Source organism: Nitratireductor sp. B36, assembly GCF_020833685.1.
Taxonomy (GTDB): Bacteria; Pseudomonadota; Alphaproteobacteria; order Rhizobiales; family Rhizobiaceae; genus Nitratireductor.
On record NZ_JACKZY010000003.1, the window covers coordinates 713572 to 738127 of the forward strand.

A 24556-nucleotide genomic window follows, 5' to 3' on the forward strand; every position below is an offset into this window, starting at 1 on the left:
GCCTATTTGCCGTAGCGTGCTTCCAGATGTCTTGTGAAATGCGCTGCGTTGAGCGGTTCGCCGGTCGCCTGTTCGATGAGGTCCGGCGTTGAGAGCCGCGATGCCTGCGACCATATCTTCTCGTGCCGCCAGGCGTTCACCGCTTCGAATTGCCCGCGTGCAAACTGCTCGTTCACATCCGGGATCTCCCTCTCGATTGCCGCCCATTGTTGCGCGGCGATCATCGCGCCGAGCGTATAGGATGGGAAATAGCCGAAGGCTGCGGAAGGCCAGTGCACATCCTGCATGGGGCCATCCTGCGGCGTGTCGATGGTGGAGAGACCAAGATAGGCTTTCATCTTCGCGTCCCAGGCTTCCGGCAGGTCGGGGGCTTCGAGCCTGCCGGAAATCAGATCCTGCTCCAGCTCGAAACGCAGGATGACATGGAGCGGATAGGTCACTTCGTCCGCGTCGACGCGGATCAGCCCGCGCTCGACATGGTGCACATGGGCGAGGATTTCGTCTTTCGACCATTTTTCGCCGAGATGCTTCTCCACCACCGGCAATGCCCATTCCCAGAAGGCCGGGTTTCTGCCGATCTGCTTTTCGACAAACAGGCTCTGGCTTTCGTGCATCGCCATGCCCCGCGCCTTGCCGACTGGCCAATGCGCCCATTCGGATGGCAGGTTCTGCTCATAAAGCGCGTGGCCGGTTTCATGCAGGATGCCCATCAGCGAAGAGAGAAACTCGTCGGTCCGATAGCGCGTGGTGATGCGGACATCGGTTGGAACGCCGCCACAGAACGGGTGGTGCGAGACAGAGAGGCTGCCGCGTGTGAGATCGAAACCGACCGCTGCCATCATCGCCAGACCGAGCTCGCGCTGCCGCTCGACAGGGTAATTTCCAGACAGCGGACGCAGCGGATTCTTCGCCCGTTTCTTTTTCTGGATTTCCAGTGCGTTTGGGACGAAATCGACCAGAAACGCCTTCAAATTCTCGAAAATGGGAGCGATTTCCGCCGTTCTGTTGCCGGGGTCGAACTGCTCCATCAGGGCATCATACGGATCAAGGCCGAGCACGTCGGAGCGACGAGCAGCCTCTTCCCTCGCCATCTCGATAACGCCTTCGAGTGCTGGCAGGAAGCCGGCCCAATCGCCCTTCGGGCGCGCCTCGCGCCAAAGCTGTTCGCAGCGCATGCGGGTGCGGGTCTGGCGTTCCACGAAATCCGAGGGCAGGCAGGTGAGGTTGATGTAGTGGCGGCGGAATTCCGCGACTGCCGTTTTCTGATCGGCGTTCAGATCTTCCTGCTCTGCCGCTTCGATCCAGTCGGCGATTTCCGGTGCCGTAGCCTGGCGATGGGCCATGCCGGCCAGCGTGGACATGGCTTCGGCACGTGCCTCGCCGCCGCCGGGCGCCATATGCGTTGCCTCGTCGGCACCAAGGATCGCAAGCGCATGGCCGAGCGCTTCCAGCCTGTGGCCAAGATCATCGAGTTTCTGGAAGGACATGGAATTCCTCATACGCGTGGAAACAGAGCAGGGGCTGCTCCGCAGTGGAATAAGATCAACGCTCGGTGAGCTTCAGCTCGATGCGGCGATTGCGGGCGCGGGCTTCGGCAGTGTCGTCGGTGTCCAGCGGCTGGTACTCACCGAAGCCGGCGGCAACGAGTCGGTTGGCCGGCACGCCGTTTTCGATGAGGAATTTGACCACCGCCGTGGCGCGCGCTGTCGAGAGCTCCCAGTTGTCGCGGAAGCGACCAGTACCGGAAAGAGGCACATCGTCGGTGTGGCCATCGACGCGCAGCACCCAGTTGATTTCTGGCGGAATCTCTTTCTGCAATTCGAGAATAGCATCTGCCAGCTTCTGCATTTCGGTCTGGCCGTTCGGGTTGATTTCCGTTGCGCCAGAAGGGAAGAGAACTTCCGACTGGAAAACAAAGCGGTCGCCGACGATGCGGATGTTTTCGCGGTCGGAGAGAATTTCGCGCAGGCGACCGAAGAAGTCGGAGCGATAGCGGTTCAACTCCTGAACGCGCTGGGCCAGCGCGACGTTGAGGCGGCGCCCGAGATCGGCGATTTTGGTGCGGGATTCGCGATCCCGTTCTTCCGAGACTTCCAGGGCTGCTTCCAGCGCGCCGATCTGCTTGCGCAGGGCGGAAATCTGCTGGTTCAACAATTCCACCTGTGAGAGCGCACGCTGGCTGACCTGTCGCTCCTCATCAAGAGCACCCGAAAGCTCGCCGATCCGTGCCTGTGCCTGTTCACTCTGTCCACTGCCGCTGGCCAGAAGCTGTTCCAGTCTTGAGCGGTCGGCCCGTACATCCTCAAGCGAAGCGCGCAGGCTGGCGATGGTGTCCTCGGCGTCCTGGCTGTTGGCCTGCTCCAGCGCGAGAAGTTGCGTCAACTCGTTGATCTGCGCATTCAGCCGATCAAGAACGGCATCTTTGCCCGTAATCTCCTGACTGAGAAAATATTGCGCGAGGACGAAAACAGACAGCAGGAACATGATGGCAAGCAAAAGCGTCGCCATCGCATCCACGAAGCCCGGCCAGTAATCGACCCGGCGGTCGGTGCGGCGTGCGCGGGCCAGCGCCATGTCAGCTATCCCGCTTTTTCAATGCTACAGACAGTTTTTCCAGGGTGGCGCGCATGGCCTTTTGCTCATTGGCCTGGGCCTCCACCCAGTCGCGCATCATCTGTTGCTCCTGGCGCATATTCTTGACGAGGCCGGATATGCCCTCGGCGAGATTGGCCATGGAGGCGGTCAGGCGCGGATTGGAGGAGCCCTCCTCCTGAGCGGCACGCAGCTTGTCGGCCAACTGCTGCATTTCCTCTGATGCACCATTGCGCGCTTCGGAAAGATCGGAGCTGAGATCCGTGACGGAGGAAAGCCAGTTTTCGAGCTCTGTGTAAAACCGGTTCTGGGCCCGACCAGCCTGCAGGTCAAGAAAGCCCAGGATCAGCGAGCCGGAGAGGCCAAAGAGCGAGGAGGAGAACGCCGTTCCCATGCCTTCCAAAGGAGCCGAAAGCCCCGACTTCAGCGCGTCCAGAACGTCGTTGGCATTGCCCGAGGCGGGGTCGAGCGACTGGATCGTGTCCCCGATGGAGCCGATCGTCTGAAGCAGGCCCCAGAAGGTGCCGAGCAGGCCGAGAAAGACGAGAAGGCCAATCAGGTAGCGCGAGATGTCACGGCTTTCATCAAGACGTGTCGCGATGGAATCGAGAATTGACCGCATAGAGCTGGTGGACAACGCCATGGTGGACGCTCGGCTCAGGAGCGCTTTCATGGGTGCCAGAAGGACGGGGTCCGAAGCGTCCGAACCGGCCCGGAAGGAATTCACCCACCGAACTTCCCGGAACAGGCGTGTTACCTGCATGAAGGCAAGCAGAATGCCTATCAGGAGAACGCCAAGTATCAGACCGTTCAATCCCGGGTTCGTTTGAAAAGCGGAAGCGATCTGCCGGTAAAGGATGGCAGCAACGAAACCTGCTATCGCGAGAAACACCAGCATGGAATAGAGGAAGACCTGCGGGCTCGACAGTGTATGCGGGTCGTAATCAAGCCCAACGGATGGTTCGGCGTCCTCACGCGATTTCAGCAAGGCCATCAGCTCCTCGTATCCATTGCGATGCGGAACCAGTGATGATTCCTGTATCGCGCGGGATTCTAATCGAAATTATGACGAAATTGAAAGCCGCACGCAGCGTCTTGTGATGCAGGCATCAGCTTTTGTCTTGCGATAGCTATCCTGAAGCTGGCGAGATGACTGTTTTTCGCCTGTCATATCGGGCAGGCAATACGCAGTCCCCCACCGCTCGATGTGCTCGCAGTGAGGGGATTGCGGATATGAACGCCAGTGCGCGGGTCAGGATTTTTGAGGAGCCGGCTTGGCAAGCGTCTTCAGCAGAGCGCGATGAATGGCTTCGTTGCCGGCGACGACCTGGCCGGTATCGAACATTTTGTCACCGCCGTTCTTGTCGGTGACAAAACCGCCCGCCTCGCGCACGAGGATGATGCCTGCCGCCGTGTCCCAGGGGGAAAGCCATTCCTCCCAGAAGCCATCCATGCGCCCTGCGGCAACATAGGCGAGATCAAGTGCCGCCGATCCGAGCCGGCGGATGCCTGCCGTTTCGCCCATGACATTGCGCAGGTCGAGCAACGCGGTACCATGGTGGCCACGACCCAGATGCGGAATGCCGGTGCCGACCACCGCATCGGAAAGCCTGTTGCGTGCTGCAACACGCAGGCGGCGGTCGTTGAGAAAGGCGCCGCCGCCGCGCTCGGCAGTGTAGAGCTCATCCATGGCCGGATTGTAGATCACGCCGGCGACGAGCTGCCCCTGCCGCTCAAGCGCAATCGAGATCGAGAAGATCGGAATGCCGTGCAGGAAGTTCGTCGTGCCGTCGAGCGGGTCGACGATCCAGCGGTGCTGCGGGTCGTCACCCTCGACCGTACCGCTCTCCTCCATGAGGAAGGAATAGCCCGGTCGGGCACGCGACAGCTCCGAGTGGATGATGTCCTCGGCCTTGCGGTCGGCCTGGCTTACATAGTCACCGGGGCCTTTCAGCGAAACCTGCAGGTTCTGCACCTCGCCAAAATCGCGTGCGAGGGAGCGGCCTGCCTTCATGGCAGCCTGAACCATGACATTGATGATCGCCGAACGGGCCATGGGTGAAGAGCCTTTGTGACTTGAAGTTTCGGTAAGCGTGCCGGAGCGGAATTATTCGCCGCGGCGCAGATAGGTAAGTTCGTTGGTGTCGACCACGATCTTTTCACCGGCCTCGATAAAGGGCGGGACCATGACGCGTACACCATTTTCCAGAACAGCAGGTTTGTAGGAAGAGGCCGCCGTCTGGCCCTTCACCACGGGATCCGCTTCGGCGATCGTGAGGGTGACCTGATCGGGCAGGGAAATGCCGATGGGCTTTTCCTCATAGAGTTCCACGGTGACGGTCATGCCATCCTGCAGGAACGCGGCGCGGTCGCCGACGAAATCCTTCTGCAGTTCAAGCTGCTCATAGGTTTCGGAGTCCATGAACACCAGAGCATCTTCCTGTTCATACAGAAAGCTGAAGTCTTTCTGCTCGAGACGCACGCGCTCGACCGTCTCTGCCGCACGGAAGCGCTCGTTGAGCTTGGTGCCGTCGATCAGATTTTTCAGCTCGACCTGGTTGTATGCGCCGCCCTTGCCGGGTTTCACAGCGTTGGTCTTCACTGCAACCCAAAGGCCGCCATTGTGCTCAATGACGTTACCGGGGCGGATTTCGTTGCCGTTGATTTTCATGTGATCGTCCTGCGGGTCTCAAGCGCGCAGTCTCGCGCAATTCGGCGCTTCCAAGACCATAAAATGCGGGTCAAGGCAAGCCGCGGGCCAAATTGTGGCCAAGGAAAATCTCAGCGCAAGCGGTTTGCGCGCTGGATTGCTTCCTTCATTTCCTCGGGCGTGAGGCCAGCCAGGAAATCCTCGTTCTCGGGGTCGATCAGACCTGCCCGGCGGGCGGAGACATACCAGGCTGCACCTTCAATGGTGTTCGCCTCGACACCCACGCCGGCGCGGTAAAGCTTGGCAAGCCGGTTTTGCGCTGCGACATTGCCCCCCTCGGCCGCACGCTTCAACCAGTTGAAACCGGCCTCCATGTTGCGAGGGCCGCCCCTTCCTTCCACCAGCCATGTGCCGAGATCCAGTTGCGCGGTGTCAAAATTCTGCATAGCCGACCTTTCAAGCCAGCTCCGCGCGAGTTTTTCATCGACCTGCCGGCCGCCAAAGCCGTTGGCATAAACCTGCGCCATCGCGTACTGAGCATCCGCCAAGCCCGCATTTGCGGCTTTTTCATAATAGCTCACCGCCCGCTGCTGGCTTTCGAAGCTCGATTGCCGGTCGAGGATGAGTTGCGCGAGGTTGAACTGCGCAAGCCGATTCCCTTTGTCTGCCGCGATTTGCATGAGTTCGAAAGCGCGATCGATGTCTTTCTCGACGAAAGTTCCATCAAGCAGCATCAGCGCGTATTGGAACTGGGCCTCGGGAACACCCTGCTGAGCTGCTTTCGAATACCATTCCGCGGCTTTTTTCGCGTTGCGGGGCATGCCAAGACCGCGCGCGTAGATCTCCGCGACGAGTGTCTGTGCCGCAGCGTCGCCGGCCTCTGCGCGGGGTAGGGCAAGGTTGTGTGCGGTGATGTAGTAGCCGCGTTGGAATGCGCCATAGGCTGCGTCCGGTAGCTTGCCGAACCGATCAGGATCTACCTGGTCGACAGTGGGAGCTGAAAGTGGCCGATCGCCAGGCGGTTGCAGGCGATCGCTCGTCTGAAGCGCTTCGGATTCCGCCGTTTCCCCCGTGGCATTGCCGGCAGACAAGGCGTTTCCAGCGAGCCCGCACAATGCGGCCGCAAGAGCTGATGCAGCAAGGGTCCGTGGGCGCATGCTCAGGCTCCCTCAGCCTGCTGTGTGGTCCGGTCAAGAATGGCATTGGCTTCCGAGACGGCTGCCGCGGGATCAGCCTCATCAGCAAACACGGCAGCGCTGAGTGCGGTGAAATCCACACCACATGCCGCAACAGGCTCGACAGAGGCCACCGTATTGCCGGCCATTACAATGCAGGGAATCTCGACCATCTCCGACCACCAGGCGCCGAGCGCAAGATTGCGGGGATGCGGTTCGGGCTTGTTGTCGTAACCAAAACGCCCGAAGAACAGATAGTCGGGCTGCAACTCTCCATATTGGAGGGCGTCATCGCGGGTTTTGACGCCACCGGCTCCGATCATCATGCGATCCTGATATTTTTCGATGATCTCGGCAAGGTCCTCGAGCGCGCCCTCGAAGTGAATGCCATCTGCCTTGACCCGGGCGGCGATGCGGGGAGCGCCAGCAATCATCACGGCAACATTGCGCGACTGAGCGAGCGGGGTGAGGCGCTCGGCGCGAGCCTGAAAGCTCACCTCATCCTGCCCGTAATCGGGGATGATGAGTGAGGCGACATCGCCGGCGGCCAGCGCGGCTTCCAGATGAGCTTCGTCATTGGCCGCCGTTTCAGGCGGCGGTGCGATCAATACGAGGCGGCAGCGGTTGGTCATACAGGAACTCCTCAAACCTTTTCGAGATTTACCCGCGTGGCGAAAAGGTTCCGTCTCATTGTTGGGCGCTGGTCCGCGCGGAACCTCGTCGGGACCGTTTCTTGCCGGTCAATTTGGTTTGAATGCGGCATAGACGACGAGCGGGGTGAACGACAAGGAAAATTGAAGCATTTCCTGCAAGTCTCGCCAAATCACAGCAACGGCGCTATGAGGGGTGAGGCCCGACGAGCGGGGCGCAGACGCGTTTCATGACTTCACTTCTTTCCGATCCGGCATTCTACATTGCAGCGATACCTGCCGTTATCCTTGTAGGGCTCTCCAAGGGCGGGTTTGGTGGCGCCATGGCTCTGCTTGGCGTCCCGTTGCTGTCTCTCGTTGTCTCACCTGTGCAGGCAGCGGCTATCCTCCTGCCGATCCTGATCGTGATGGATATAGTCTCGCTCTGGGCATGGCGGGGTTTCATGGATCGAAGGACACTCTGGATCATGCTGCCTGGCGCCTTCGTGGGCATCGCCATTGGCTGGGCGACGGCGGCCATCGTGACGGAAGGTCATGTGCGCCTCATCGTCGGTCTGGTGACACTCGCCTTCTTTCTACGATGGGCGTTCGAGAAGCTGGCCGGGCGAGCGCGCATTGCAGAACAGAGCCGGCCACGCGGCGCCTTCTGGGGTGGCGTGGCGGGTTTCACCAGCTTTGTCGCGCATGCGGGCGGACCGCCCTACCAGGTCTATGCTCTGCCGCTCGGGCACGACCCACGGGTTTACACGGGAACGAGCGTGGTGTTTTTCGCCATTGTCAATGCGGTCAAGCTCGTTCCCTATTTTGCGCTCGGCCAGTTCGACCGTGCCAACCTGATGGCTTCGCTGATGCTGATCCCGCTTGCGCCACTGGCCACGCTTGCCGGCGTGTGGGTGATCAAACGGATGAAGCCTTCGGTCTTTTATCCATTCATGTATGTGATGGTTCTGATCGTGTCCCTGAAGCTGATACACGATGGGGTTTTTGATCTCATGGGATGGTGACGATCTCCAGAGCCTATGCTTTATAAGTCAAAAACTGCGGGAGGATGTTTGTGACCGGGAACGCATATGATCGGGATCTCGACAGGAATCCCGCCAATTTTCAGCCGCTGACGCCGCTTGTGCTTCTGGAACGTGCCGCAAAGGTATTTCCCGAAGAGGTGGCGATCATTCACGGCAATCAGCGTGTAACCTATGCGCGTTTCTGGGAGCGGTCGCTCAGGCTGGCTTCAGCGCTTGCCAGCCACGGTATCGGCAAGGGCGATACGGTGACGGTCATGCTCTCCAACACGCCGCCCATGCTGGAAGCGCATCACGGCGTGCCAATGACGAAGGCCGTGTTGCATTCGCTGAACACGCGCCTCGATGCGGCGATCATCGCCTTTCAGCTCGACCATGCAGAGACGAAGGTGGTGATTGTCGACCGCGAGTTTTCCGCAGTGATGAAGGAAGCTCTGGCGCTGGCCTCGGTCAAGCCGCTGGTGATCGATTATGACGATCCCGAATATCCGGACGATGCGCCTTATCCGAAGGGGGAGCGTATCGGCAGCCTGGATTACGAGGCGTTCGTAGCATCGGGGGATGCGAGCTTTGCCTGGTCCATGCCGGACGACGAGTGGGATGCAATCGCGCTGAATTACACGTCGGGTACGACCGGCAATCCCAAGGGGGTTGTCTATCACCATCGTGGCGCTGCGCTGATGGCCTATGCGAACACGGTGCACGCGGCTCTTGCGCGGGGCTCGGTCTATCTGTGGACGCTGCCGATGTTCCATTGCAATGGATGGTGCTTTCCGTGGACGCTGGCGCTCACCGCCGGCACGCATGTGTGTCTGCGCTGGGTGCGGGCGAGGCAGATGTACGATGCGATTGCCGACCATCGCGTTACGCATCTTTGCGGTGCGCCGGTGGTGATGTCGGCGCTGCTCAACGCACCCGACGATGAGAAGCGTGATTTTTCGCACACGGTGACGTTCAACACTGCGGCCGCGCCTCCTCCCGAGACGGTGCTTTCGGCCATGGCCGAGGCGGGCTTTGCGGTGACCCATCTTTATGGTTTGACCGAAACCTATGGTCCGGCGGTGGTGAATGAATGGAAGGGCGCGTGGGACGCGCTTGACGGTGCCGGGCAGGCAGCGCGCAAAGCACGTCAGGGCGTGCGCTACGCGGCGCTCGAGGGGCTGACCGTGATGGATCCGGAGACGATGACCGAAACCCCGCATGATGGCGAGACGATCGGCGAGGTGATGTTTCGCGGCAATATCGTGATGAAGGGTTATCTGAAGAACCCGAAAGCGACAGAGGAAGCTTTTGCCGGCGGATGGTTCCACTCCGGTGATCTGGGGGTGATGCATCCGGATGGATATATCCAGCTCAAGGATCGATCAAAGGACATCATCATCTCCGGCGGGGAGAACATCTCTTCCATCGAGGTGGAGGACGCGCTTTACAAGCATCCATGCGTTGCGGCTTGCGGAGTGGTGGCGAAAGCGGATGAGAAGTGGGGCGAAACGCCTGTTGCCTTCGTGGAGCTGAAGCCGGGAAGAACAGCGAGCGCGGAAGAGATCATCGCGCATTGCCGCTCGCTGCTGGCGCATTTCAAGTGTCCGAAAACGGTTGTTTTTTCCGAGATTCCGAAGACGTCCACGGGGAAAATCCAGAAGTTCCGTCTGCGGGAACAGGCCAAGGAGCTGCCGTGAGCAGGCGCTGATGCGCGGGATTCGTTTCAAGAAATAGCCGGGACGTTAACCACCCATTAAGCATTACGCGTGTTTACTGTGTGTATCCAGTGATCTGGATTCTTACCGAGTGGCTGGAGCCATTCTGTTTGACGCCTCCCTGTTTAAACTCCTGAGAGCCGCCTTCGCGGCTCTTTTTTTGTCCAAATTCACTGTTAACCCTCCGTTAAGGAAGAACTTGCCAACAGCTGTGCACAAGCCCATTCTTGAGTGACGTGCCGGCATTGAGAGTCAGGCGCACTTGTGATTGAACGCATCAACCGGCGGTGGCCGGAACAATTGTATCTGGTGGGGCGTAGGCACAATGATTGAAAACGGGAACGGTCGCGCGACCACGATCAAGCTGGCCGAGCATCGCGTGTTCTCGGATTCATTCAAACCTCTCTACAACCAGGGAATGAGCCTGGTGGAGGAAGCTGCGGAATATCTCGACGGCGATGGGCGGGCCGATGCAAAACATCTGACGCGCGCTGGCGCTGCGCTCTACGCGGCTGAATCCATGCGCCTGACGACACGCCTCATGCAGCTTGCCTCATGGCTTCTTCTGCAGCGGGCTGCAAACTCCGGCGAGATGACCCGTGAGCAGGTAGCGGCGGAAAAATCCAAGGTGCGCCTCGACACGCATTCACCGCAGGAACAGGCGCCGGGCTGGTCGGATCTTCCGGAGAAGTTCCAGAGCCTCGTCGTGCGCTCCATGCGGCTTCAGGATCTGGTCCGCCGGATGGATGAGGAAATCTATGGTGGCGAACCGGCACGGGCTGAAGGGACGGATATTTTCAGCAACAATCCGGTTTATGAGCAGATCACTCTCCTGAAAACAGCATTCGGCCACCGCTGAACAGCCAGTCGAACACGATCTCGGTGAGCGGCAGCGCAATCAGCGCCGAAGCGATGATGAGCGTGAAGGCGATGCGGCGGTAGGTCGTGTCGCTGGCGATGCCATAGAGCCTGCCGCCAACGAGCAGGCTGAGCATGTAGGGCGGGATCATAAGAAGCCCCAGCATGACGCGCGAATGCTCGAACAGGCCGGCTGCCCACAGATTGCCGGCGGAGAAGATTTCCGAAATCAGGAAAAGGGTCATCAGATTGGCGCGCACAACCGCGACCGGTAGCGTTGACGCCATCCAGTATATGATGACGGGCGGGCCGGGAATGGCGGCGATGCCCGACAGGGTTCCGGCAATGCCGCCAATGCCAAAGGAGAGGAGCAGGCTGCGCGGGCCATGATAGCGCCAGCCGCTGCGCAGAGTGAGTGCGCAGGCGAGGATGATCACGCAGATGACCCAGCGCAACACGGTCTCGTCTCCGTTTTTCAGGATATAGACCCCGAGCGGGACGAACAGCGCCAGACCGGCAAGCACCGGCAGAACCTCGCGCCAGCGGGCGAGTTTTACGACGGGAAGCGCCACGGGAAGGGTGGGCAGCGAATCGATGATGACGAGCAGGACCACCGCCGTGACAGGATCGTAGAGCGCTCCGGCGATCGGGGCGACGATCAGCCCGGTGCCGAAACCCGAAAGCCCGCGCACAACACCGGCTGCCAGCACGGTGGCGGTCAGAAGGGCGAGACTGAGGTCGAATTCGGGCAGACTTCCATCTCCTGAAAAGGGCGGTGGCGAGCCCGCTTCTTCGCTCGTGCTGCTTGTGCGTGGCAATGGGCCTGCCCACAGCTATGTTAGTGCCATGAACACACCGATTCGCATTCTTGGCATCGACCCGGGGCTCCGGCGCACAGGCTGGGCCATCATCGATGCGCAGGGCAACTCCCTGCGCTTTGTGGGCGCTGGCACCGTGACGTCCGACGGCAAGGCCGATCTGGCCTCCAGACTGTGCCAGCTGCATGATGGTCTCGATGCCATTCTGCATGACCATCGACCGGATGAAGCGGCGGTGGAGGCGACCTTCGTCAACAAGGATGCCTCGGCGACGCTGAAGCTCGGCCAGGCGCGGGGCATCGCCATGCTGGTGCCGGCGCGGGCCGGTCTGCCGGTGGCCGAATATGCGCCCAATGCGGTGAAGAAAACCGTTATCGGGGTCGGTCACGGCGACAAGAAACAGATCCACATGATGGTGAAGGTGCTGATGCCGAAGGCGCGGTTTGACACGGATGACGCGGCGGATGCGATTGCCATTGCCATATGTCATGCCCATCACCGGCAATCCGCCACCTCCCGACTGGCCATGGAAGCACTCAAATGATCGGTAAACTCAAGGGCATCATCGACGAGATCGCCGAAGACCACTGCATTATAGATGTGGGGGGCGTCGGGTATGTCGCCTATTGTCCGGCGCGGACGCTGGCGGCGCTCGACGGCGAGGGGACGGCTGTGACGCTGTTCATCGAGACCTATGTACGCGAGGACATGATCCGGCTTTATGGATTCCGCACCGCGCTGGAGCGCGAATGGTTCCGGCTGTTGCAAAACAATGTGCAGGGCGTGGGGGCCAAGGTGGCGCTTTCGGTGCTTTCGACACTTTCGGCTTCGGAACTGGCCAATGCGATTGCGCTCAAGGATGCGGCCACCGTGGCGCGCGCGCCTGGCGTGGGCAAGAAGGTTGCCGAACGGATCGTGACCGAACTGAAGAGCAAGGCCCCTGCCTATGCCGGAGAGGCAACCGGCACGATCGGCCTGAAGCAGGAACTGGGTGAAGGGGCTGCGCCTGCGCCTGTCGCCGATGCCGTATCGGCGCTCTCCAATCTCGGCTATTCACGCGACGTGGCGGCGAATGCCGTCGCTGCCGCAATGAAGGCAGCGGGCGAGGGGGCGGATGCCGGCACGCTGATCAGGCTTGGCCTGAAGGAACTGGCGCGTTAGTCAGGGCCATGAGCGCGCTGTTTGCGCTGTATGATTGTGAAATGGAAGTCTGCGGATGACGGATGGCGACAGGCTGATTGCAGCCGACAAGCGCGGTGAGGACCTGGACTCGACGATGCGTCCGCAGTCGCTGGACGATTTCGTTGGGCAGAAGGCGGCGCGCGCCAATCTGAAAGTTTTCATTGAAGCTGCGCGTGGACGCGGCGAGGCGCTGGACCATGTGCTTTTTGTCGGGCCGCCCGGCCTTGGCAAGACCACGCTGGCGCAGATCATGGCGCGCGAACTGGGGGTGAATTTCCGTTCCACCTCCGGTCCGGTGATCGCAAAGGCGGGTGATCTGGCGGCGCTTTTGACCAATCTCGAAGAGCGCGATGTGCTCTTCATCGATGAAATCCACCGGCTGAACCCGGCGGTGGAGGAGATCCTCTATCCGGCGATGGAGGATTTTCAGCTCGACCTGATCATTGGCGAGGGGCCGGCCGCGCGCTCGGTGAAGATCGATCTGGCCAAGTTCACGCTGGTGGCGGCGACGACGCGGCTTGGCCTTTTGACGACACCGCTGCGCGACCGTTTCGGCATTCCCGTGCGGCTCGATTTCTACACGGTCGACGAACTGCAATCGATCGTGACACGCGGCTCGCGCATTCTTGGCCTGCCATTGGCCGCGGACGGGGCAGAGGAAATCGCACGAAGGGCGCGGGGTACCCCGCGCATAGCCGGGCGTCTTTTGCGCCGGGTGCGCGATTTCGCCACCGTGGCGGGCGCGAGCGAGGTGACGCGGAAAGTGGCCGACGAGGCGTTGTCTCGGCTGGAAGTCGATGCGCTTGGCCTCGATCAGCTCGACCGGCGCTACCTCACCATGATCGTGGAGAACTTCGGTGGCGGGCCGGTGGGCATCGAAACGATAGCGGCGGCACTCTCCGAACCGCGCGACGCCATCGAAGATATCATCGAACCCTATCTGATCCAGCAGGGCTTCATCCAGCGCACCCCGCGCGGGCGTGTGCTGGCCGCCAAGGCCTGGCGGCACATGGGGCTTCAGCCACCGAAGGAAGTGGCGGAAGCGCAGATCAGCCTGTTTCAGGAGGGGAATGGGGAATGAACGAAGCTGCTGACGGGAGTTTGAACGTCGCGCTTTCCGGTGAACTGACTGACTTCGGACATCGGCTCGTGGCGCGGGTCTATTTCGCCGATACGGATTTCACCGGCGTTGTCTATCATGCCCGCTATCTGGAGTTTCTGGAGCGGGGACGCTCAGATTTCCTGCGGCTGGCCGGTGTGCACCACACCGAACTGGCCGATGGAAAGCATGGCGAGGTGCTTTCCTGGGTGGTGCGGCGAATGGAGATCGATTTTCGCCAGCCAGCCCGGGTGGACGATATCGTGACGGTGGAGACACGCACAGAGGCGATATCGGGAGCGCGCATTCAAATGGCGCAACGGCTGCTGCGCGGCGGGAACGTGCTGGTGGAGGCGAAAGTCGAAGCGGCAATCATCAGCGCTTCCGGGCGGCCACGGCGGTTTCCGAAAGAGTGGATCGCCGCCTTCAAGCCAAAGGGGGCATGAACCATATCGGTGGGTGCTTTTATGCACCCAGCACTGATTCCATACGGAATCCCTGGTCGCGGTCCTATTTCCTAACGCTTAATTAACCATAACGGTTCATGAAGAAAACCATGAAATCCGTAGCGAATCCGTGCGCCTTCCTTTCACCAAAATTTACCGGATAAAGGGGCGTTGAAGCATCTTGCGGGGACGCCTCGGATCGGACGCAGGCAACGGCACGCAAGCAGGGGCGCGGCCGAGACCGAGATGTACGCCGCCCTGATCTTAAGAGGATGTTGATCCATGGAAAGTGTTACGCTCGCCGCACCGGGTGGGGAGTTGTCGATCTGGGCTCTGTTCTGGCAGGCAGGCTGGGTGGTCAAGCTGGTCATGATCGGTCTGCTTGTCGCATCGGTCTGGACCTGGGCGATCATCGTTGACAAGCTGATTGCCTATGCGCGCATGCGCACGGCCCTTAATCGTTTCGAAAAGACCTTCTGGTCGGGCCAGTCGCTCGAGGAACTCTATCGTGCGCTTTCGGAGCGCAAGACAACCGGCATGGGCTCGATCTTCGTGGCTGCCATGCGGGAATGGAAAAAAAGCTTCGAGAAAGGTGCGCGCTCGCCCATTGGCCTGCAGACACGCATCGACAAGGCAATGGACCTGGCGCTGACGCGCGAGATGGAGCGGCTTGAGAGTCGGCTCGGCTTCCTTGCCTCCATTGGCTCGGCGGCACCATTCATCGGCCTGTTTGGCACGGTGGTCGGTATCATGACCTCCTTCCAGGCGATTGCCGGTTCCAAATCCACCAATCTGGCTGTTGTGGCACCGGGTATCGCCGAGGCTCTGCTGGCCACGGCCATCGGCCTTCTGGCCGCAATTCCCGCCGTTATTGCCTATAACAAGCTGTCATCGGACGCGGGCAAGCTTGCCGGACGGATGGAAGGCTTCGCGGACGAGTTTTCGACCATCCTCTCACGCCAGATCGACGAGAAGGTCGCCGCCAAGGCAGCTTAGGAGCGCACAATGGGTATGTCAGTCGGATCGGCGGGCGGAAGAAACGGACGGCGGCGTGGCCGCCGCGGCTCGCGCTCGGGCCTGATCTCCGAGATCAACGTGACGCCTTTCGTGGACGTGATGCTGGTGCTGCTCATCATTTTCATGGTGGCGGCGCCGCTTCTGACAGTCGGCGTGCCGATCGATCTTCCGGAGACACAGGCCAAGGCGCTGAACTCCGAGACACAGCCGATCACGGTTTCGGTCAACAATGAGGGCCAGATCTATCTGCAGGAGACCGAGGTGCCGATCGAAGAAGTGGTGCCGAAGCTGCAGGCGATTGCGCGCTCGGGCTATGACGAGCGCATCTATGTGCGCGGCGACCGCGCGGCCGACTACGGCACGGTGATGCGCGTGATGGCGCGCATCTCGGCGGCTGGATATCGCAATCTCGGCCTGGTCACGCTGCAGGAAGAAGGCAATTGACCGAATGAAGGCGGGTCTCGTTACATCGGTGACCATGCACGCGGCGCTGCTGGGGTTCGGCCTGTTCTCGCTGTCGGCGCCGCGCGCCTTTGAGGTGGCGGATGTCGAAGCGCTGCCTGTCGACATCATCCCGATCGAATCGATGACGCAGGTGCAGGAAGGCGACAAGAAGGCTGCGCTCTCCGAGAAACCCGCGCCGACGCCGACCAAGCGTCCGGAGCCGGTGGAGAACGCGCAGAACACAGGCGACAATGATGTCGACCTGAAAACGCCGCCCACACCCGAACCGCGCAACCGCGAGGTGGAGAAGACGGCGGAGCCGCCGCCGGCGCCCAAACCCACCCCCAAACCGGAACCAAAGCCCGAACCAGAGCAGCAGCAGGCGGCGGCCGAGCCAACGCCGGTGCCTGCGACGGAAGTGCGGCCGGAGCCTCAACCCAAGCAGGAGGTGAAGCCGGACCCCGCTCCTGAAGAGACGGTGGTGGCGGAAGCACCCGAAGCGACCGAGAGCGTTGCGCTGCCCAACAGCGCGCCGGTTCCGCAGTCGCGCCCTCAGCCCCCCAAGGCAAGCACGGCCAAGGCACCTGAGCGCAAGGACGCGGACAAGCCGGCACAGAAGACCGCTTCCAAGCCGAAATCGCAAAATTCCGATGAACTTTTTGATGAGGTTGCGGCCCTCCTGAACAAGGACAAGGCATCTGGCGGAGGCGCAAAGCGCTCGCAAGAGCAGGCGTCTCTCGGCGGCAGCCGCAGCACGCCGGGCGAGAAGCTTTCACAGAGTGAGATGGATGCGCTGCGAGGCCAGATCCAACGATGCTGGAACGTGCCCGCCGGGGCGCTGGACGCGGAAAACCTCAAGGTTTCCGTTCAGATGAAACTGGACCCGAGCGGGAACATCGAGGGCAGTCCGCGCATTATTGCCGGCGGCAATGGGACCATGGTGGAGCGCGCGGCGGCGGAATCCGCCAGGCGTGCTGTTCTGCAGTGTGCGCCCTACAATCTGCCGGCAGCGAAATACGATACCTGGTCCGAAGTCATCGTCCACTTCGATCCAAGCGACATGTTTTAACCTGAGCACCATTCGCAAGGCGATGGGGGCTGGAGCCTAACCAAAGCGGGAGAGGCAGGAGCAAATGCAGATGATCATGAGAGCGACCTTCCTGATCGCGACGCTGGTCGCAGGGCTTGGCGTAGCGGTGCTGCCGGCACGGGCAGTGGTCGAGATCGACATCAACAAGGGTGTGGTTGAACCACTGCCAATCGCGATCACGGAGTTTATCTCCGCGGATGGCAAAGGTGCGGAGATCGCCAGCGTTGTCGAAGCAGACTTGCGGCGTTCCGGCCTGTTCGCGCCGATTGAGAAGGGCGCATTCATCGAGAAGATATCCAATCCGGATGCGGCACCACGCTTTCAGGACTGGACGGTGATCAACGCGCAGGCGCTGGTGACCGGCAAGGTTTCGGAGACACCTGACGGGCGGCTGCGCGCGGAGTTCCGACTGTGGGATACCTATGCAGGGCAGCAGCTCATCGGCGAGCAGTTTTTCACCAGCAAGGACAAATGGCGGCGTGTGGCGCACATCATCGCCGACGCGATCTACCAGCGGCTCACTGGTGAGACCGGGTATTTCGACACGCGCATCGTTTATGTGGACGAGTCCGGCCCACGCAACAACCGGGTCAAGCGGCTTGCGATCATGGACCAGGACGGGGCGAACCACCGCTTCCTGACCGACGGGCGCGCCATCGTTCTGACGCCGCGTTTCTCGCCGACGCGCCAGGAAATCACCTACATGTCCTACGAGGGTGGGCAGCCGCAGGTTTATCTTCTGCAGCTAGAGACCGGTCAGCGCGAGCTTGTCGGCAATTTTCCCGGCATGACCTTTGCGCCGCGCTTCTCGCCCAACGGTCAGCAGATCGTGATGAGCCTTCTGCGCGACGACGGCAACTCCAACATTTTTGCCATGGATCTGAGAAGCCGCAACACGACGCGCCTGACGACCTCCAATGCCATCGACACATCGCCCTCCTATTCGCCGGACGGCTCGCAGATCGTGTTCACTTCCGACCGTGGCGGGCGGGCGCAGATCTATGTGATGAGCGCCAGTGGCGGCGATGCGAAGCGCATTTCTTTCGGTGATGGCACCTACTCAACGCCGGTGTGGTCGCCGCGCGGCGACCTGATCGCCTTCACCAAGCAGACGGGCGGTCAATTTCAGATCGGTGTGATGCGGACGGACGGTTCCGGCGAACGCATTCTGTCCTCCGGCTTCCTTCAGGAAGGGCCGACCTGGGCACCGAACGGTCGCGTGATCATGTTCTTCCGTCAGCCCGCGGGCTCGGCTGGTCCGCAGCTTTATTCTATCGACCTGACGGGTCGCAACGAGCAGAAGATCCCGACTGCGAATTACGGTTCGGACCCGGCCTGGTCGCCGCTCCTTGAGTAGGATAGCCGCTGTCTCGGACTGAAACGCCGCGTTTCCGCCGTATTTTAAGCTAGTTTGCGCGAAATAACGGTTCTGATTTGCACCGATAGGGGTTTGTTAACCGCGTTTCTTGAGGGGTCCTTAACGGCAACGTGGTTACTGATCGTTGAACAAAATATCTCTAATCTGAAGGAGAGGTGGCAATGCTGTCGATTGCAGCTATCGCCAAAAACCCGGTTGGCATCGCTCTGGTAGCGGCCCTTGCTTTGGCCGGTTGCGCCAATAAACAGGTTCCCAACAACGCGGCAGATATCGGTCTGGGCGGTGCGGGAGGACCTCCCGGTTCACAGCAGGAATTTACCGTTAGCGTCGGCGACCGGATATTCTTTGACCTCGACTCGTCGGTGATCCGTGCGGACGCGCAGCAGGTGCTGACGCGCCAGGCACAGTGGCTGAACAAGTACACGAATTATTCGATCACCGTCGAAGGCCATGCGGACGAACGCGGCACCCGTGAGTACAACCTCGCGCTCGGTGCGCGCCGTGCAGCTTCTGCGCGCGACTTCCTGGTGGCACGCGGCGTTGCGGCCAACCGCATTCGCACCATCTCCTACGGCAAGGAGCGTCCGGTCGCGACCTGCGACGATATCTCCTGCTGGTCGCAGAACCGCCGTGCCGTCACGGTGCTGAACGGCGGCAGCAGCTAAGCTTCAGCCTCCACGAATAAAAAAAGCCGCGCCGGACTATGTCCGCGCGGCTTTTTTGTTGAAGGAGCTTTGGGTCAGCCGTTTGCTGAATTGCGGATCGCTGCGATATTCTTCGCGTAGGCTTCTTCGCCTTCACCCTTGAAAACAGCGGATCCGGCGACAAGCACATTGGCGCCGGCGGCAGTGAGTTCCCCGGCGTTTGCAGGTGAGACACCGCCATCGATCTCGATATCGATGGGTCGGTCGCCGATCATCGCCTTGATGCGGCGTACCTTTTCGACCACGGACGGGATGAAGGCCTGACCGCCGAAGCCTGGATTCACGGTCATCAGAAGCACGAGGTCGAGCTCATCGAGCACATATTCGATGACGTTCTCCGGGGTGGAGGGATTGAGCGAGACGCCGGCCTTCTTTCCGAGATTTCGGATCGTCTGCAAGGAGCGGTGCAGATGAGGACCGGCCTCCGCGTGAACGGTGATGATGTCGCAGCCAGCATCGGCGAAGGCAGCGAGATAGGGATCTGCCGGCGTGATCATCAGGTGGCAGTCGAATACCTTGTCGGTGCGATCGCGGATGGATTTGATAACTGGTGGGCCGAAGGTGATGTTGGGGACGAAATGGCCGTCCATCACATCGAGGTGTATCCAGTCAGCGCCGGCCTTGGCGACGGTTTCGACCTCGTCGCCGAGACGAGAGAAATCCGAAGCGAGAATGGAAGGGGCGATGAGCGTGTTGCGCGCGGTCATGGCGGTTTCCCGGAACGATGAGACTGGCCTGCCCTAACGCCTCTGTCCGCGCTTGTCGAGGTGCCTTACAGATGTGTCACCATGCGATGGGAGGACGGATGGACGAGGTGAGCGAGCGTAATGGGCGCGCCCTTCATCCAGGTGATGCGTTCGCCGATAAAGACAGGATCGCCTTCCCGGATCTGCAGAAGGGAAGCCTCATCGGCGCTTGCTGCACCAGCCATGAACGTAAACTCGGCATTGGAAAACGGGGCATGACCGACGAGCCATTCGTTCGGCCCTATCGTGCTGAAATCCGCTTTGCCGGCATCGGGGACGGTGTTCAGATTGATCCAGCGATCTTCGAACTGATAGGGGACGCGGTCTGCCAGATGGAGGCAGCGAACATGCAGCATGTTGGACTTCGTCAGCAGGCTCAACCGCGCACAGATGACTTCCGGTGCATTGGCTTCTTCCACGCTCAAAAGCCGGTATCGATATTCGGAACCGCGCGCTTCGATCTCCTGGCGGATGCGTGGAATGACGAAGCGGGCTTCCCGAACCGGGTGGAGGGCGACGCGGGTGCCTGCGCGGCGTTTTCGCTCGAGGATGCCGGCGCGGGCCAGCTCTTGCAAAGCCCGGTTGACGGTCGCACGGGCGGCACCAAATTCTTCGGCCAGCGCCTCTTCGCCGGGTATGAGCGTTCCCGGAAGCCAGATTCTCTCGGCGATGCGCCGGGAAAGCTCGTCGCGTATGGTGCGAAATGAAGCGCGTCGGCTGGTCACAGCAACCCCATCAGTTTTTGAATAGTCTGCGTGTAGCGTGCGGCGATTGTTTCACGTTCGATGTGGATGCCCTCGCGTACGCAGTGGCGCCCTGCCGACCACACGTCGCTAACGGCGCCATTGTCGCCTGTGAAGATCCAGCCGTCCAACAAACCATCCTCGGCGGCAGCACCTGCGAAGCGTGTTTGATCGATTGCGACGAGGTCGGCCCAGCACCCCTGCCGGATCGCACCGGAGGCGCGGCCGAGTGCCTGTGACCCGCCTGCAAGAGCAGCCTCGTAAAGTGTGCGGCCACAGGACTGTCCATGGTCGGCCAGCACCACCCGGGCGGTGTCGCGCAGGCGCTGGGAATATTCGAGCTGACGCAACTCCTCGGCAACGGTGATGCGAATGTTGGAGTCGGAACCGACACCCAGCGCGCCGCCGGCCTGCCGGTATTGCGGTCCGTTGAAAATACCGTCGCCCAGATTGGCTTCGGTGACCGGGCACAGGCCGGCAATGGCGCCGGTTTCAGCCAGATTTGCGGTTTCTTCGTCGGTCATGTGGGTGCAATGGATCAAGCACCAGCGCTCGTCGACGCGGCAGTTGTCGAGTAGCCACTCCACCGGGCGCTGCCCGTAGGCCGCGCGCACCTCGTCGATTTCCGGCAATTGCTCAGCAATGTGCATGTGGAGGGGGGCGTGCGGGCGCATGGACTGAGCCTCGCGAAGATCGTCGAGACCGACCGCACGAAGCGAATGCGGTGCAACGCCGAGATGCGCGTCCGCGGACAGATTGGCAACACACTCCTCAGCGCGGGCAAGCAGCTTCTGGTATCGGTCGAGATCGTTGCCAAACCGCTGCTGGCCGCCTTGAAGTGGGCGCTGGTCAACGCCGCCATAACGATACAGGACTGGTAGAAGTGTGAGACCTATGCCTGTCTGCTCGGCAGCGTTGGCGATGCGCGCTGACAGTTCTCCAACGTCACTGTAGGCCGCGCCGCCCGGCTGGTGGTGGACATAGTGAAATTCGGCGACGGCAGCAAAGCCCGCCTCCTGCATCTCCATGAACGCGAAGGCGGCAACGGCTTCTATATCGTCCGGCGATAGCAGGTCGAGAAAGCGGTACATGATCTCGCGCCAGGTCCAGAAGCTATCGCGGCCAGCCGGGCCACGCCGCTCTGCGAGACCAGCCATGGCGCGCTGAAAGGTATGGCTGTGAAGATTGCACATGGCCGGAAGGAGCAGCGGAACGTGGGTGGTTCTGCCATCGGCCGGTTGCGCGTTGATGCTCACATTGCTGATGCGGCCCGAATCATTGAGCTCGACAAGCACATCTTTTTGCCAACCGTCCGGTGTGAGAGCATTCTGCGCAAAAATGGCTTGCATCGCGTGCCGGTCCTAGATTAATTATGTCTATACATATATGGATAATACTAGACAATAAAGCGCGCTTAGGCAATATGCCCTGCACAAGGATGGAGGGGGCTTCCTGTCATGAAGCAGAGTGTCATCAGCGGTATCCGCTTGGCAAGCATGTGCGAGGATGCAGGCTCCTACGGGATGATCGAGGATGCCGCGATCGCGATACAAGATGGGAAAATTGCCTGGGTCGGCGCGTTGAGCGAATTGCCCCACGCATTTCTCGACTGGGAGCGAGTGGGTTTCGAGGGGCGGTTGGCAACGCCTGCGCTGGTGGATTGTCACACCCATATTGTTTTTGGTGGCAACCGGGCGAAAGAGTTCGAGATGCGCCTTGAGGGTGCGAGCTACGAGGAAGTGGCGCGCGCGGGTGGCGGCATTGTTTCTACCGTCGCGGCGACCCGCGCGATGAGTGAGGACGCGCTGGTCGAAGATGCGCTGAAACGTCTCGACGCGCTTTTGGCCGAAGGTGTCTCGACGGTCGAGATCAAGTCGGGCTACGGGCTGACCATAGAAGATGAGTTGAAGATGCTGCGCGCCGCGCGCCGTCTGGCCACGCTGCGCCCCGTGCGAATCAGGACGAGCTATCTTGCCGCCCATGCGGTTCCTGCCGAGTATCGCGGCAAGGAAGACGCCTATATTGATGAGGTTGTGCTTCCGGGCATGGAGGTGGCCCATGCCGAGGGGCTGGCCGATGCGGTTGACGGGTTCTGCGAAGGCATTGCCTTTTCGCCGGAACAGATGGCGCGGGTGTTTGACAAGGCGAAGTCGCTTGGCCTCCCTGTGAAACTCCACGCCGAACAGCTTTCCAATCTGGGTGGTGCAAAACTGGCGGCATCCTACGGTGCGCTGTCGGCCGATCATCTGGAATATCTGGATGAGGAGGGCGTCGCGGCCATGGCTGCTGCGGGAACGGTGGCCGTGCTTCTGCCGGGTGCATTCTATACTTTGCGTGAGACGCAGCATCCGCCACTTGCAGCGCTCAGGAAACATGGTGTGCCAATTGCGGTTGCGACTGACTGCAATCCCGGCTCCTCGCCCCTTGCTTCCCTGCTTTTGACCATCAACATGGCCTGCACACTGTTCCGCATGACCCCGGAAGAGGCGCTGGCGGGCGCGACCCGTGAAGGCGCGCGGGCGCTTGGGTTGGCCGAGGAAATAGGCACGATCGAACCCGGCAAGCGCGCGGAAATTGCCATCTGGGATGTCGAACATCCGGCCGAGCTTGCCTATCGCATTGGTTTCAACCCGCTTCACCGCCTTGTTTCTGGAGAGCTGGCATGACGCTTGTTTTGACGCCCGGCGCGGTGACGATCCAGGATCTGGAGCGCATCTGGCGCGATGGCGTGCCTGTCCGTCTCGACAAGGGTTGCCACGCCGGCATTGAGACGGCGGCCTTGCGGATCGATCAGATCGCGCGGGGGAATGCGGCAGTTTATGGCGTGAACACGGGTTTTGGAAAGCTCGCCAGCGTGAGCATTCCGCCGCACGATGTCGAGACGCTTCAGCGCAATCTCATTCTCTCGCATTGCTGCGGTGTCGGTGCACCGCTTGATGAAAGCATTGTGCGGCTGATCATGTCGCTCAAGCTTCTGTCGCTCGGACGTGGAGCCTCTGGCGTGCGCATGGATGTTGTCACGCTGATCGAGGAAATGCTGGCGCGTGGCGTGATGCCGGTGATCCCGGAGAAGGGCTCTGTTGGCGCCTCGGGCGATCTCGCGCCGCTTGCGCATATGGCTGCGGCCATGATGGGTGAGGGGGAGGCCTTCTTTGAGGGTGATCGGCTCACGGGTGCCGAGGCATTGCGCAAGGCAGGGCTTTCTCCAATCGTGCTGAAAGCCAAGGAAGGGCTGGCGCTGATCAACGGCACGCAGGTTTCCACCGCGCTGGCGCTGACCGGTCTGTTCCGGGCGCACCGTGCGGCACGCTCTGCACTCATCACCGGGGCATTGTCGACCGATGCGGCCATGGGCTCCTCCGCGCCGTTTCATCCGGAAATCCACACATTGCGCGGCCATCAGGGGCAGATCGACACGGCGGCGGCACTTTGGGCATTGCTTGAGGGGTCGCAGATCCGCGAAAGCCACCTGGAAGGCGATGAGCGGGTGCAGGACCCCTATTGCATACGCTGCCAGCCGCAGGTGGATGGCGCGTGCCTTGATCTCTTGCGTCAGGCGGCACGCACGCTGACCATCGAGGCCAATGCGGTGACCGACAATCCGCTGGTATTGTCGGACGGAACGGTGGTTTCGGGCGGTAATTTCCATGCCGAGCCGGTGGCGCTTGCCGCTGATCAGATTGCGCTTGCCATCTGCGAGATCGGCGCGATTGCGCAGCGGCGCATTGCGCTTCTGGTGGATCCGGCGTTGAGCTTCGGTCTGCCGGCGTTTCTGGCGAAGAAGCCGGGGCTGAATTCGGGGCTGATGATTGCCGAGGTCACATCGGCTGCGCTGATGAGCGAGAACAAGCAGATGTCGCATCCGGCATCCGTGGATTCGACGCCCACGTCCGCCAATCAGGAGGATCATGTGTCCATGGCGTGTCATGGCGCGCGGCGGCTTATCCCGATGACGGAGAATCTCTACGGCATTATCGGCATCGAGGCGGTGACGGCGGCACAGGGCGTCGATTTCCGCGCGCCCCTGAAGACGAGCGAAGCGCTCTCCGCCGCCCATGCCGCAATCCGGCAGGCGGTGCCTGATCTGGAGGAGGATCGTTATCTGGCGCCCGATCTGGAGCGGGCGATCGAGCTGGTGCGCTCGGGCGCGCTGAATGCCAGCATCCCCGAAAACATTCTGCCTGAATTGAGGAGTGAGGTTTGATGCGGAGCTTGTCGTTTTGGGCGTCGGCGCCATCATCGGAG

General features: G+C 60.9%; 25 protein-coding genes. 14 read left to right on the forward strand and 11 right to left on the reverse strand.

Annotated features, from left to right (window positions below; translation table 11 throughout):
• Positions 1-2: 2 nt before the first annotated feature.
• From H7H48_RS15165 to H7H48_RS15195, 7 genes are all read right to left on the reverse strand, one after another.
• Positions 3-1487, reverse strand: coding sequence for a carboxypeptidase M32 (locus tag H7H48_RS15165; protein WP_229449875.1), 1485 nt, complete (start codon positions 1485-1487; stop codon positions 3-5).
• A gap of 55 nt (positions 1488-1542) precedes the next feature.
• Positions 1543-2574, reverse strand: a complete 1032-nt coding sequence (locus H7H48_RS15170; protein WP_229449876.1) for a peptidoglycan -binding protein — start codon at positions 2572-2574, stop codon at positions 1543-1545.
• Position 2575: 1 nt separating this feature from the next.
• Positions 2576-3586 carry a MotA/TolQ/ExbB proton channel family protein gene (locus H7H48_RS15175; RefSeq protein ID WP_229449877.1) on the reverse strand — a complete coding sequence of 337 codons (1011 nt, stop codon included), beginning with the start codon at positions 3584-3586 and terminating at the stop codon, positions 2576-2578.
• 258 nt (positions 3587-3844) lie between these two features.
• The gene (locus H7H48_RS15180) at positions 3845-4648 is read right to left on the reverse strand and encodes an inositol monophosphatase family protein (RefSeq protein ID WP_229449878.1); all 804 of its coding nucleotides are present in this window, start codon (positions 4646-4648) and stop codon (positions 3845-3847) included.
• A 51-nt stretch (positions 4649-4699) separates the two neighbouring features.
• The gene (efp, locus tag H7H48_RS15185) at positions 4700-5263 is read right to left on the reverse strand and encodes an elongation factor P (protein WP_229449879.1); all 564 of its coding nucleotides are present in this window, start codon (positions 5261-5263) and stop codon (positions 4700-4702) included.
• Positions 5264-5373: 110 nt separating this feature from the next.
• Entirely contained in the window at positions 5374-6399 is a 1026-nt protein-coding gene (locus H7H48_RS15190; RefSeq protein ID WP_229449880.1) for a tetratricopeptide repeat protein, read from the reverse strand.
• Positions 6400-6401: 2 nt separating this feature from the next.
• Positions 6402-7049: a thiamine phosphate synthase gene (locus H7H48_RS15195; RefSeq protein WP_229449881.1), complete on the reverse strand. Its 648-nt coding sequence runs from the start codon at positions 7047-7049 to the stop codon at positions 6402-6404.
• A gap of 248 nt (positions 7050-7297) precedes the next feature.
• Between H7H48_RS15195 and H7H48_RS15200 the strand changes: the two genes are divergently transcribed.
• The 3 genes from H7H48_RS15200 to H7H48_RS15210 all read left to right on the forward strand — a co-directional run bounded on the left by H7H48_RS15200 (position 7298) and on the right by H7H48_RS15210 (position 10645).
• The gene (locus tag H7H48_RS15200; protein ID WP_229449882.1) at positions 7298-8071 is read left to right on the forward strand and encodes a sulfite exporter TauE/SafE family protein; all 774 of its coding nucleotides are present in this window, start codon (positions 7298-7300) and stop codon (positions 8069-8071) included.
• Between the two features lie 44 nt (positions 8072-8115).
• Positions 8116-9768 (forward strand): acyl-CoA synthetase, encoded by a 1653-nt coding sequence (locus H7H48_RS15205; protein WP_229449883.1) that lies wholly within the window; start codon positions 8116-8118, stop codon positions 9766-9768.
• 343 nt (positions 9769-10111) lie between these two features.
• Entirely contained in the window at positions 10112-10645 is a 534-nt protein-coding gene (locus H7H48_RS15210; protein WP_229449884.1) for a DUF1465 family protein, read from the forward strand.
• Here H7H48_RS15210 and H7H48_RS15215 read toward each other — a convergent pair.
• Positions 10611-11462, reverse strand: coding sequence for a sulfite exporter TauE/SafE family protein (locus tag H7H48_RS15215; RefSeq protein ID WP_229449885.1), 852 nt, complete (start codon positions 11460-11462; stop codon positions 10611-10613). The two genes, H7H48_RS15210 and H7H48_RS15215, sit on opposite strands and share 35 nt — an antisense overlap.
• 28 nt (positions 11463-11490) lie before the next feature.
• Here H7H48_RS15215 and ruvC point away from each other — a divergent pair, with 28 nt between their 5' ends.
• The 9 genes from ruvC to pal all read left to right on the forward strand — a co-directional run bounded on the left by ruvC (position 11491) and on the right by pal (position 18783).
• Positions 11491-12006, forward strand: a complete 516-nt coding sequence (gene ruvC / locus H7H48_RS15220; protein WP_007007075.1) for a crossover junction endodeoxyribonuclease RuvC — start codon at positions 11491-11493, stop codon at positions 12004-12006.
• Positions 12003-12623, forward strand: coding sequence for a Holliday junction branch migration protein RuvA (gene ruvA, locus H7H48_RS15225; protein ID WP_229449886.1), 621 nt, complete (start codon positions 12003-12005; stop codon positions 12621-12623). The genes ruvC and ruvA overlap by 4 nt, the downstream gene beginning before the upstream one ends.
• Positions 12624-12678: 55 nt before the next feature.
• On the forward strand, positions 12679-13725 hold the full coding sequence (ruvB, locus tag H7H48_RS15230; protein ID WP_229449887.1) for a Holliday junction branch migration DNA helicase RuvB: 1047 nt from the start codon (positions 12679-12681) through the stop codon (positions 13723-13725).
• Positions 13722-14189, forward strand: a complete 468-nt coding sequence (ybgC, locus tag H7H48_RS15235; protein WP_229449888.1) for a tol-pal system-associated acyl-CoA thioesterase — start codon at positions 13722-13724, stop codon at positions 14187-14189. The genes ruvB and ybgC overlap by 4 nt, the downstream gene beginning before the upstream one ends.
• A 282-nt stretch (positions 14190-14471) precedes the next feature.
• Positions 14472-15185, forward strand: a complete 714-nt coding sequence (tolQ, locus tag H7H48_RS15240) for a protein TolQ (protein WP_065818145.1) — start codon at positions 14472-14474, stop codon at positions 15183-15185.
• A 9-nt stretch (positions 15186-15194) separates the two neighbouring features.
• On the forward strand, positions 15195-15650 hold the full coding sequence (gene tolR / locus H7H48_RS15245; protein WP_007007070.1) for a protein TolR: 456 nt from the start codon (positions 15195-15197) through the stop codon (positions 15648-15650).
• A 4-nt stretch (positions 15651-15654) separates the two neighbouring features.
• Complete coding sequence (locus H7H48_RS15250; RefSeq protein WP_229449889.1) at positions 15655-16719, forward strand: hypothetical protein; 1065 nt, start codon at positions 15655-15657, stop codon at positions 16717-16719.
• Between the two features lie 70 nt (positions 16720-16789).
• A complete protein-coding gene (tolB, locus tag H7H48_RS15255; protein ID WP_229449890.1) occupies positions 16790-18097 on the forward strand; it encodes a Tol-Pal system beta propeller repeat protein TolB in 1308 nt (435 codons plus the stop codon).
• 182 nt (positions 18098-18279) lie between these two features.
• The gene (gene pal, locus H7H48_RS15260; protein WP_065818148.1) at positions 18280-18783 is read left to right on the forward strand and encodes a peptidoglycan-associated lipoprotein Pal; all 504 of its coding nucleotides are present in this window, start codon (positions 18280-18282) and stop codon (positions 18781-18783) included.
• 74 nt (positions 18784-18857) lie between these two features.
• Here pal and rpe read toward each other — a convergent pair whose 3' ends face one another.
• From rpe to H7H48_RS15275, 3 genes are all read right to left on the reverse strand, one after another.
• On the reverse strand, positions 18858-19529 hold the full coding sequence (gene rpe / locus H7H48_RS15265; protein ID WP_229449891.1) for a ribulose-phosphate 3-epimerase: 672 nt from the start codon (positions 19527-19529) through the stop codon (positions 18858-18860).
• A gap of 65 nt (positions 19530-19594) precedes the next feature.
• Positions 19595-20293, reverse strand: a complete 699-nt coding sequence (locus tag H7H48_RS15270; RefSeq protein ID WP_229449892.1) for a GntR family transcriptional regulator — start codon at positions 20291-20293, stop codon at positions 19595-19597.
• Entirely contained in the window at positions 20290-21660 is a 1371-nt protein-coding gene (locus H7H48_RS15275; RefSeq protein WP_229449893.1) for a formimidoylglutamate deiminase, read from the reverse strand. The genes H7H48_RS15270 and H7H48_RS15275 overlap by 4 nt, the downstream gene beginning before the upstream one ends.
• A 108-nt stretch (positions 21661-21768) precedes the next feature.
• Between H7H48_RS15275 and hutI the strand changes: the two genes are divergently transcribed.
• Positions 21769-22977 (forward strand): imidazolonepropionase, encoded by a 1209-nt coding sequence (gene hutI, locus H7H48_RS15280; protein WP_229449894.1) that lies wholly within the window; start codon positions 21769-21771, stop codon positions 22975-22977.
• The gene (gene hutH / locus H7H48_RS15285) at positions 22974-24515 is read left to right on the forward strand and encodes a histidine ammonia-lyase (RefSeq protein WP_229449895.1); all 1542 of its coding nucleotides are present in this window, start codon (positions 22974-22976) and stop codon (positions 24513-24515) included. Before hutI ends, hutH begins: the two co-directional genes overlap by 4 nt.
• Positions 24516-24556 lie beyond the last annotated feature (41 nt).